Genomic DNA, 9953 nt, shown 5'->3' with positions numbered 1-9953 from the left:
CGCCCCACCCGACGACGACCCCCCACCCTTCTAAGCGGGAGGGCCTACATCTCGTCCAACGGCCTGCGCAGCGATGTCTCACCGGCCTGCCACGACCGCATCAGGCAGTCGGCCAACCGGTTTTCGAGGAGCTCGAACGCTCGCATGCCGAACACGATGTCCTGCTCGAGCTGCGGTTCTCGCGCGGCGAGGTCGCCCACCACGTCCATGCGGACCACCTGTTCGTGCACCGCGTCCGCTTCCACGTGTTGGTGGTAGAAGGCGACACATTCCTCGGGTGCCTCCATCCGGCGCAGCGCCTCGACCATCCGCCGAGAACCCGGAGGCGAGGTGATCTCCGTCGCCGCGAAGTGCCCGATTGCGGCGCCTCGCAACCGCCGGTGCAGCCCGAACAGCGACATGATGTTGACCACCGCCAGTGATTCGGCGGGAACCACGCCGAGATAGCCCAAGTGGGTTGAATCGAGTCCGGCCGCGTCCAGTAGGTCGGCGAAAAGCTGCTGGTGCACCCGCGGGCCATAACCGGCACCGTATTCGTCGAACTCGACGGCGACGAATGCCGCCTTGGCCTGACCGGTCAGGCGCGGAATTGCCCAGGCATGCGGATCACCCTCTTTGAGGTGATACAGCGATCTATGTGCAAAATATTCACGCATCTGCTGCCACGTGCCGGTGTCGCGCAGGTAATACGACGGCCCAGTGCCGTCGACGGGCTCTATCGAGAGCCTGTCCATTTCGGCCACCGCGGTGTGGTGCGACTCGATGGGGCCGACATCACGGCGCACGCCCGTCAGGAAAGCCCGCTCGAGTTCGGCACGTAGGTGCAGCAGCGCGGGATTCCACTCCCACGTCGGATCCACTCCGGAAAAACCGCGGTAATGCAGCTCGTAGCACATATACAAGGCCAGCTGCAGATCGTGGCCGTAGGGATCGACGTCGCCCACGGAGGCGCCGAGGCGGGTGAACTGGTCGCGGGGCGCCGGCCCGGTTAACGCACGGCGCACGGCGATCGACAGTGGTCCGTGCCCGGCCGGTAAGGACGGCTCGACGGCAGACGAGCGTTGCTGCTCGACGGGCCTGAAGGTTGTACGGGTCACGCCCTTGAATACCCCGGATCCGGTAACTCAACCTGCCGCGATTCAACCGAGGATCGGCCGTAGACGCCGCGGCCGCTAATGCGATTTTGACGGCCTGGACAGATGAGCCGCGATGCCGCCACGCGAATTGTGCTCTAGCAGGCCGTGATCTGACCGAGATCACCCTGGACAATTTTGTCCAAGCCCATGTCTTCTATTGGCGATATGTAAGGACTAAGCTCCTTGCATGCGCTGCGGGGGCGGCGCTGGCCGGGGCCTAACACAAGGCGCATTTCAAATCCATTCCAGACACTCAGCGTGCCGGGGGGTTCATCTATGCCTGCGAGGACCAATGTCATTGCATTGCAACCGAATCGACAACGTTTAGCGGCACGGAACCAGGCCGGCCGACAAACCAATCGACAAGCGGCATTGCGGCCCACGTCGTCGCCGTCCAATTCCAAGACCACTGACCGGCGGGCCGCCGCCGTCATCCGAGACCTCGATCAGAAGCGTGCTTTCGGCGCCAGGGTTCCCGCGGCCCAGGCGCAACCCAACGAGCTCGCCGAACGGGTCACCGCCGTTGCCCAATTCCTGCGCAAGCGACTGACCGGGGACTACCGTGTCGACGAGTTCGGCTTCGACCCCCACTTCACCGACGCGCTGATCAGGCCATTGCTCCGGCTGATCTCCCGGTCGTGGTTCCGGGTCGAGGTCAGCGGGATCGAAAACCTGCCCGACAAAGGCCCGGCACTGGTGGTCTCCAACCACGGCGGCGTGCTACCGGTCGATGCGCTGATAATCTCGACGGCGGTGCACGAACACCATCCCGCGCACCGAAACCTGCGAGCGTTGGCCGCCGATTTGTGTTTCGACCTGCCGGTCATCGGCGAGGTTGCCCGCAAGGCCGGTCACACGCTGGCCTGCCCGACCGACGCCCATCGGCTGCTAGCGGCCGGCGAACTGGCCGCGGTGTTTCCGGAGGGATACAAGGGCTTGGGCAAGTGCTTCAAGGACCGCTACAAGCTGCGCCGGTTCGGCCGCGGGGGGTTCGTGTCGGCCGCGGTGCGCGCTAACGCGCCGATCATCCCGTGCGCGGTGGTGGGTTCGGAGGAGATCTATCCGATGCTGGGCGATGTCAAGCCGCTGGCGAGGCTGTTGGGTCTGCCGTACTTCCCGATCACCCCGTTGTTCCCGTGGGCCGGCCCGGCCGGGCTGATACCGCTGCCGTCGAAGTGGCACATCGCGTTCGGCCGCCCGATCGGCACCGCCGACTACGACCGCGCCGATGCCGACGACCCCACCGTCACGTTCGAATTGACCGACCACGTACGGGAGACGATCCAGCAGATGCTGTACGGCCTGTTGATCCGCCGCCGCAACGTCTTCTTCGGCTAACGAGGCAGCCGGAAAGTCATCTCGATGGCAGTCCCGCCCGGGCTGTTGTCGATTTCCACGGTGTCACTGATGGCGTTGATCAGCGTCAGGCCCCGCCCGCCGTCGCCCGGATCGGCCGCCGGCGTCTTCCACGACCCGGAGTCGACGACTCGCGCCTGGACCGCTCCCTCGACGGCTCTCACGTCCACCAGCATGGTCCCGACGGGATGCCCACGGTATGCGTGCTCGATGCAATTGGTACACGCCTCGTTGATCACGAGCACGATGTCGCCGGCCCGTTCGTCGGAGACGTCGGCGGCTCGCAGCCACCATGCCAGCTGGTGCCGGATGCCGGCCAATTGATCTGGGGTAGCGCTGGTTTCGATGCGAAGCGGCCCGTGTGGGTGCCGGTATGCCACCATCGCGACGTCGTCGTCGTATCCGGCCACCGGCGCCAACCGGCCCAGCACGGCATCGGCGACGGCATCGATCGGCAACATCGTCGACGCTGCCAAAACCTCGGCGACGCGTCCCAGGCCTTCGTCGATCGACTCGTACTTGCGCTCGACCAGGCCGTCGGTGAACAGCATCAGCGTCGAGCCGGGCAGCAATTCCTGGGAAGCCTCCGGGCGCGGCTGCGTTCGCCGGACCGCCAGGGGAACCGACCGGGCATCGGTCAACAACGTGGTCCCGCGGCCGGGCTCGGCAAGCACCGCGGGCATGTGCCCGGCGTTGCTGTAGTCGAGGATCCCGGATTTGGTGTCCAGGATCGCCAGAAACACCGTCGTGCAATAGGCATCGGGAATGAGCGACGCGGCCGCGTCGAGTTGTTCGAGCAACAGCGCGGGTTGGGCTCCGGTGAGTAACAGCGCGCGCGCCGAGCTGCGCAGCTGGCCCATGATCGCGGCGGCGGGCAACCCGCGGCCCACGCAGTCGCCGACGACAATGCCGATGCGGTGGTCGTCGAGAGGCAGCACGTCGTACCAGTCGCCGCCGATCTCCAAGGGCGGCACGGCGGGTTCGTAGCGGACGGCGAAGCCCGGCGGCGGCTCCACCGGCGGCAGCATGGCCCGCTGCAGGGTCAACGATGTCTCACGCGCGCTCTCGAATTGCCGGACATGGCCGATGGCCAGGCTCAGGTGACCGATGAGCACCGTGACCAGTAGCCGATCCTCGGCGGTCACCCAGCGCGGCACCCGCAGCTCCAGCCACAACGCGACGTCGGCGGCACCCGACAGCACCGCGACCAGTCCTCGGGCCTTACCCGGAGTGTCCGGCCACTCGATCGTTCTCGCCGTCAGCGGCAGCTGTTGACGTGCCTCCTCAAACGTCTGACGCAGCAGCGGATCCATTCTGCGCCAAGACTTTTCGGACGGCTCTCCGGCCACCTGGACGGTCGGTTCACCGTCGCCGGGCGGCCATATAACGGCAACCACGCGTTGCACGTCGACCGCGCTGCGGCATTCGTCGAGGGTGATGGACAGCACCTCGGCCAGGCTCTTGGCCACACCGACCGACGTGGCCAGCCGCAGCACAGCGCTTTCCCTTGCGGCGAAAGCTCGTTCGGCGGTGATGTCGCGAACCGTGCCCACGTACACGTCTCGATCCGCGACGGCACCCCGAACGGCGTTGATACTCACCGTCACCCAGACGAGATGACCGTCGCGGTGCCGGATCGGCGTCTCGTACTCGGCAAAGCCGTCCCGCCTAACCCGCTGCTGTTGCTGGGCCGCGCTTTTCTTGTCGAGCAGCCACGGATGCGGCCACCGGTACGGCAAGCCTTCCGGGGGATAGCCGATGATCTCGGCGAACGCGCTGTTCATCTCGATCACGGCGCCGTCGTGGTCGGCGACGAAGAATCCTTCCTGCAACGAGTTCACCAGCGCGTTGCGGAAGGTGTCGCGGTGGGCGAGATCCTCGGCCCGGGCCCGCTGCTGCTCGTAACGCCTGGTGCCGTCGAGGAATCCGCGGGTGGCGATGTCGAGGGCGGCCAGGGTCTGCAGCAGGAACTCCAACGCGATCGGCCGGCCCGACGCGGCGTCTGCCGAGAGCTCGTCGAGCAACCGGAAGTGGTTCTCGATGATGTCGAGCATGCTGATGCGTTCCGCCAAGGCCCGGCGTCCGAGCTCATGGCCGACGGCCAGGCTGTCTTCGTCGCGCTTGTCCAGGTAGGTACGCAGCGCGGCGAAATAGCGGGCGCGGAAGTCGTCGGTGTAGGTCATGTCGAGATGCCCCGGTGACGCGCGGCGAGGACCATCGCGTCGTCAGTGTCCTTGGCGTGCTTGACCAGTATCTGCTCGGCGATGCCAGTGGCGGAAGCGGCGAAGTCGATGTGGTCCAGGTGATCGTCGGTGATCCCGTCGCTGGCGATGACGAGCAGGTCACCGGCGCGGATCGGCACCACCTTGGCCGGCGTGACCTCCGGTACCCGGTAGCCGACGATGCCGGCGGTCAGCCGCACGCTGGAACTGATCCGGACCCCGCTGATCGCCTTGGCGACCAGGTTGGCGGCCACGTTCCCCACGCCCGTCCAGCACAGCCCGCCGGCGGGGAAGTCGATCCTGGCCAGGGTCATCGCAACCCCACGGGTGCCCGACAGCATGCGGTGGCAGAGCTGGATCAGCACCTCGAGACGCTCGTCGCTTGCGTCGTTGAGCACGCCGACCGCGATCTGTGCGGCACGGGCGGCCTCCGGGCCGTGTCCGAGTCCGTCCAGGACACCGAACAGCGCGGCGTCCCCGCCGACCTGGACAGCGATCGGAAGGTCGCCGCAGGTGTGCTCGCCCGGCCGCGGCCGACCGGCGACCGCCCACTCGATCGGCCCGAACCGGCCGTTATCGCGCACGGGGCGGAACCCATTTCCACATTTCGACGGTCGTTCCGCGGCCCACCGCCGACTCCACGATCAGCCGGTCCATCAGGCGCCGCGCGCCCGGCAAGCCCATGCCCAGCCCGCGGCCGGTGGAGTAGCCGTCCTCCATCGCGCGATCGATATCCGCGATGCCCGGACCCTCGTCTTCGGCGCGCACCACCAGCGCCTTGCGGCCCTCGCGGTCGGCCACCGCGACCCGGACCTCGCCTCGGCCGGCGTAGCTGGTGATGTTGCGGGCGATTTCGGAGATCGCGGTGGCGATCATGGTGACGTCGGTCAGCGAGAACCCCAGTTCACTGGCGAGCTGATGCCCGGCGTGGCGGGCAGCGACGATGTCGTCGGGGTGGTCCACCTCGACGACGATGTCATCCGTCACTGTCGGGCCCGATCATCGGCTTTTCCAGGCCCAGCTTGCGGTTCAGCAGCGCCAGGCCTTCCTCCAAGTCGAGCGCGGTGTGCATATCGTCGAAGGCCAGCCCCAGCTGCACCATCGCGAAGGCCACCTCCGGTCGTAGGCCCACGATCACCGTCTCGGCGCCACGCAGCCGGATCATCCGCGCAATCGTCTGCAGGGACCGGGCGGCGAACGAATCCAGCACCTCCACGGCGGTGACGTCGACGATGATGCCCTGGGCGCGGAATTCGGTGACCCGGTCCATCAAACGCTGCCGGAAGAGTTCGGTCTCGGAGTCGGTGAGCGCGGAGCGCACCGTCGCAATGAGTATCGGTCCCAGCTTCAGAATGGGTACCGGCATGGGCTGACCTTTGATGAGTGCCTACCCGGTCTAGTCGCCGGTGCGGGTGACTTCGTAGCCCAGCAGCCGCTCGGCTTCCTCGATGCCGCCCTGCAGGTCGCCGACGGCGTTCATCTTCGACAGGTCCAGCCCGATTGTGACCAGCGTCAAAGCGATTTCGGAGGACAGGCCGGTGATGATCACGCTGGCGCCCATCAACCCGGAGGCGTCCACCGTTTGCACCAGGTGGTTGGCCACCGTCGAATCGATGGTCGGCACCCCGGTGATGTCGATGACCACGACCTTGGCGCGGTTGGCCCGGATGGCGCGCAGCAACTGCTCGGTGACCTGGCGGGCGCGCTGGCTGTCGAGCACGCCGATGATCGGCAGAATCAGCAGCTGCTCGCGCACCTGCAGCACCGGCGTCGACAGCTCGCGGATGGCCTCCTGCTGCTGGCGGATGATGCGCTCGCGTTCCTGTACGAAGCTGACCGCCACGGTGTTGGCGATCCGGTTGGCCGCCGGCTCGTAGGCGTCGAGCACTTGGTTGAGCATCTCGAAGTCGGTCTGGTACTTCTCGAACAGCGACCGGGCGAGCACGTCGCGCAGCAGCAGCACGATGCCAACGACCTCGTCGGTCTCCACGCCCCGGGGAATGATGCGTTCGGACAGGTCGCGGGCATAATCCTGCAGCGCCTCGACGCTGCCGGTCTCGAGCACCTCGACGTAGTTGTCGTAGACGGCGGTCGCCTCGGAGAAGATCTCCTCCGGCGTCATCGCGGTGAGCAGCTCGGCCGCGGTGATCCGGCGCGCCCACTCCTCGCGCAACCCGGTCCGGTTCTGCCGCAGATGCTGGACCAGCTGTGGCAGCAAACCGTCGCTGGAGACCGGCTGCGGGACAGCATTGGTGTTCGAAGTGGTGGTGAGCTCCATCGGCAAGTCTGACATCTGGCCTCCCCAAGTGCCATGTCGCGCCCCGAAGGGCGCAGCTCATATGGGGAGACTAGCCTGGGGCGCGCCGCATAACGCGTCGAGGTCTTCTTCTTCTCGCAGTTCGGGAGGCGGGTTAGGCTTGCAGTACCCCCACGGCTTTGGACAAAGGACCGCCATTGTCAGCTCCTGATTCGATCACCGCCGAGGTCACCGACCACGACGGGGTCGCCGTGCTCAGTATCGGTGGCGAAATCGACCTGGTCACCGCTCCGGCCCTGGAAGAAGCCATCGGCGGCGTGGTCGCCGAAAATCCCGCGGCGCTGATCATCGACCTTTCCGGGGTGGAGTTCCTCGGCTCGGTGGGGCTCAAGATCCTCGCGGCGACCCACGAGAAACTCGGCGGTGCGGCCGAATTCGGGGTGGTCGCGCGAGGACCGGCGACCAGACGGCCGATTCACCTGACCGGTCTGGACAAGACCTTCTCGCTGTACCCGACGCTGGACGAGGCATTGACCGGCGTGCGGGACGGCAAGCTGAACCGCTGACGCATCACGTTTTCGTCACGATCGAGATAACAATCGTCTAAGAACTCGTGTTTCCTTCTGAGAATTTGGCCGTTCCCTAACACAACGGGTCACACGAGTGTGCTCGTGTCACGGCTGCGACGGTTGCGGACTCCGGTGCATGTTCGTCCTGGGCGAACGGCGCCCCTGCGGCCGCTTGCGCTTCCGCTACTTTGGCTTTCGGGGGTTCGGGAGCCTCCATGATCAGTTTGCTCATGTGAAGGAATACGTCATGAAATTCAGCAGTATCGTCGCGCGTCGGCGCGTCGCCGGCGTCAGCGCCGGTTGCCTGCTCGGGGGGCTGGCCATCGGTATCGTCGGCGCGCCGTCGGCGGCGGCCGCACCCGACTGTAGCCCGGAAGGCGTCCACGCCACCATTTCGTCGGTGACCGGCTCGGCGCAGCAGTACCTTGCCACGCATCCGGGTGCCAATCAGGTGGTCATGGCCGCCTACGGGCAGCCGCGTGGGGAGGCGGCCGTCAACGTTCGCAACTACTTCACCGCGCACCCCAACGAGTACTACGACCTGCGCGGGATTCTGGCGCCGATCGGTGACACCGAGCGCCAGTGCGATGTGACGGCCCTGCCGCCGCATCTGGAGTCGGCCTACCACGAGTTCATGGCGGGCTGACCCAGCCGGCCCCAGAAGCCCGTAACGACCCGCCCCGACGAGGTGGCGGGTCGTTACGGCTTCGACGGGGCAAGCAGGTGGAAAATCCCCGGCCGGGTCTCGTCGAGTGCGATGATCACCGGCATGGATGTCGACCATCCGGAACGGGACCAGCATTGGGACCAGCGCAGGCGCGGGGAGACCGACCTCCAACGGCTCGACCGCAATTGGAACAGCCTGTTGCAGGAGCTGCGGGTGGTCCAGACCGGTGTTCAGCTGCTCACCGGGTTCCTGCTGACGCTGCCGTTCCAGCAGCGCTTCGACACATTGACGCTGCACGGGGTGTATCTGGCCACGGTGGGATGTTCGGTGGCTGCGACCGTGCTGCTGATCGCCCCGGTGGGTATGCACCGGCTGCTGTTCCGGCGGCACCGCCTGGTGGTGCTGGTGTCGGCGGCGCACCGGTGCGCTTACGCCGGTTTGGTCCTGCTCGGGCTGGCCTTGACCGGGGTGACGGTCATCATCTTCGACGCGGTGTCCGGGGCAACCGCCGGCCTCGTCGCCGGGGCCTGCGCTTTGGCGCTGTTCGCGATTTTCTGGGTGCTGGTTCCGCTGTTGTTGCGCACCCGCGACGTGCGCCTGCCGGACTACTGACCTGCCGACCCCCGGTGTGAGCCGCTGTCCGGGCGGGTAATTCCTCTTGGGACATGAGAGGAGCGCCGAATGCGGCTGCGTCGCAGCGTTTTGAGCAAGCCGGGGATCGCCCGTAAACGGCGTGGCAAGGGCTTCGCCTACTACGGGCCGGACGGCGAGTTGCTGACCCACGGCCAGACCCTGCAGCGAATCAAGGACCTGGTGATCCCGCCCGCGTGGCAGAAGGTGTGGATCTCGCCCTACCCCAACGGGCACATTCAGGCGGTCGGCACCGACGCGGCCGGACGCCGCCAGTACCTCTACCATCAGGCCTGGCAGCAGGAGCGTGCCGAGGAGAAGTTCGATCGCGTGCTGGAGCTGTCCAAGGAGCTGCCGGCGCTGCGTCGCCGGATCGGGAAGGATCTCGGCGGCCGTGGTCTCACCCGCGATCGGGTGCTGGCATTGGCGCTGCACCTGTTGGATCTCGGCTACTTCCGGGCCGGCGGTGAGCAGTATGCGGGCGAGAACGACTCCTACGGCATCGCCACCCTGCGCTGCGAGCACGTGACGGTCCGCCGCGACGCGGCGGCCTTCGACTATCCCGCCAAGAGCGGGGTACGGCGCGCACTGGAGATTGACGACCCCGAAGTCGTCCGCGCGGTGCGCTCGCTGACGCGCCGAAACCCGCCCTCGGGGCGGCTCCTGGTGTGCCGCAATGGCTCTGGATGGGCAGACATTCGTGCCGACGACCTCAATGCGCACTTCAAGGAGTTGGTCGGCGACGGCTACAGCGTCAAGGACTTACGGACCTGGCATGGCACCGTGCTAGCGGCCGCGGCATTCGCCGACGCTGACCCCGCCGTGTCGCAACGCGTGGCCAAGCGGGTCGAGGCCGCCGTGATGCGCGAGGTCGCCGAGGAGCTGGGCAACACCGCCGCGGTGGCGCGCGGTTCCTACGTGGATCCGCGCGTGGTCACCGGTTATGAGCAAGGTGTGACGATTGCGGCGGCGGTCCGCCGCGCCCGCCGCGGCCGCCGGCCGGATGCGGCGCAGCAGATTCTGGAAAAAGCCACCCGCACGCTGGTGCAACGAATCACCAAGGAGCAGAGCGCATCTGGTCCTCAACCGCTGGCCAGAACGGCGTGATCCGCGAAG

Annotated in this window: 11 protein-coding genes; 5 read left to right on the top strand and 6 right to left on the bottom strand. The window is 66.8% G+C overall.

Annotated features, from left to right (window positions below; all coding sequences use genetic code 11):
- Positions 1-44: 44 nt before the first annotated feature.
- Complete coding sequence (locus EET03_RS25740) at positions 45-1097, bottom strand: iron-containing redox enzyme family protein (protein WP_075543981.1); 1053 nt, start codon at positions 1095-1097, stop codon at positions 45-47.
- Between the two features lie 315 nt (positions 1098-1412).
- Here EET03_RS25740 and EET03_RS25735 point away from each other — a divergent pair, with 315 nt between their 5' ends.
- Entirely contained in the window at positions 1413-2474 is a 1062-nt protein-coding gene (locus tag EET03_RS25735) for a lysophospholipid acyltransferase family protein (RefSeq protein WP_075543982.1), read from the top strand.
- On the opposite strand, the gene EET03_RS25730 is transcribed toward EET03_RS25735, so the two are convergent.
- Genes EET03_RS25730 through EET03_RS25710 form a run of 5 tightly spaced genes read right to left on the bottom strand, consistent with a single transcriptional unit; the run spans position 2471 to position 6992 of the window.
- On the bottom strand, positions 2471-4675 hold the full coding sequence (locus EET03_RS25730) for a SpoIIE family protein phosphatase (RefSeq protein WP_063469311.1): 2205 nt from the start codon (positions 4673-4675) through the stop codon (positions 2471-2473). The genes EET03_RS25735 and EET03_RS25730 overlap by 4 nt on opposite strands.
- Positions 4672-5298 (bottom strand): SpoIIE family protein phosphatase, encoded by a 627-nt coding sequence (locus tag EET03_RS25725; protein WP_075543983.1) that lies wholly within the window; start codon positions 5296-5298, stop codon positions 4672-4674. Before EET03_RS25725 ends, EET03_RS25730 begins: the two co-directional genes overlap by 4 nt.
- Positions 5288-5701: an anti-sigma regulatory factor gene (locus EET03_RS25720; RefSeq protein WP_063469309.1), complete on the bottom strand. Its 414-nt coding sequence runs from the start codon at positions 5699-5701 to the stop codon at positions 5288-5290. Before EET03_RS25720 ends, EET03_RS25725 begins: the two co-directional genes overlap by 11 nt.
- The gene (locus EET03_RS25715) at positions 5691-6080 is read right to left on the bottom strand and encodes an STAS domain-containing protein (RefSeq protein WP_063467181.1); all 390 of its coding nucleotides are present in this window, start codon (positions 6078-6080) and stop codon (positions 5691-5693) included. The genes EET03_RS25720 and EET03_RS25715 overlap by 11 nt, the downstream gene beginning before the upstream one ends.
- A gap of 30 nt (positions 6081-6110) precedes the next feature.
- Entirely contained in the window at positions 6111-6992 is an 882-nt protein-coding gene (locus EET03_RS25710; RefSeq protein WP_425271561.1) for an STAS domain-containing protein, read from the bottom strand.
- Positions 6993-7168: 176 nt separating this feature from the next.
- Here EET03_RS25710 and EET03_RS25705 point away from each other — a divergent pair, with 176 nt between their 5' ends.
- The 4 genes from EET03_RS25705 to EET03_RS25690 all read left to right on the top strand — a co-directional run bounded on the left by EET03_RS25705 (position 7169) and on the right by EET03_RS25690 (position 9944).
- Positions 7169-7537, top strand: coding sequence for an STAS domain-containing protein (locus EET03_RS25705; RefSeq protein ID WP_075543984.1), 369 nt, complete (start codon positions 7169-7171; stop codon positions 7535-7537).
- Between the two features lie 250 nt (positions 7538-7787).
- On the top strand, positions 7788-8186 hold the full coding sequence (locus EET03_RS25700; RefSeq protein WP_075544000.1) for a heme-binding protein: 399 nt from the start codon (positions 7788-7790) through the stop codon (positions 8184-8186).
- Positions 8187-8309: 123 nt separating this feature from the next.
- Complete coding sequence (locus EET03_RS25695; RefSeq protein ID WP_075544001.1) at positions 8310-8819, top strand: DUF6328 family protein; 510 nt, start codon at positions 8310-8312, stop codon at positions 8817-8819.
- A 69-nt stretch (positions 8820-8888) separates the two neighbouring features.
- The gene (locus EET03_RS25690) at positions 8889-9944 is read left to right on the top strand and encodes a DNA topoisomerase IB (protein WP_075543985.1); all 1056 of its coding nucleotides are present in this window, start codon (positions 8889-8891) and stop codon (positions 9942-9944) included.
- The last annotated feature ends 9 nt before the right edge of the window (positions 9945-9953 follow it).

The sequence above is a fragment of the Mycobacterium innocens genome (assembly GCF_900566055.1).
In the GTDB taxonomy this organism is placed as follows: Bacteria; Actinomycetota; Actinomycetes; order Mycobacteriales; family Mycobacteriaceae; genus Mycobacterium; species Mycobacterium innocens.
This window is presented reverse-complemented; position numbering and strand designations above follow the sequence as displayed.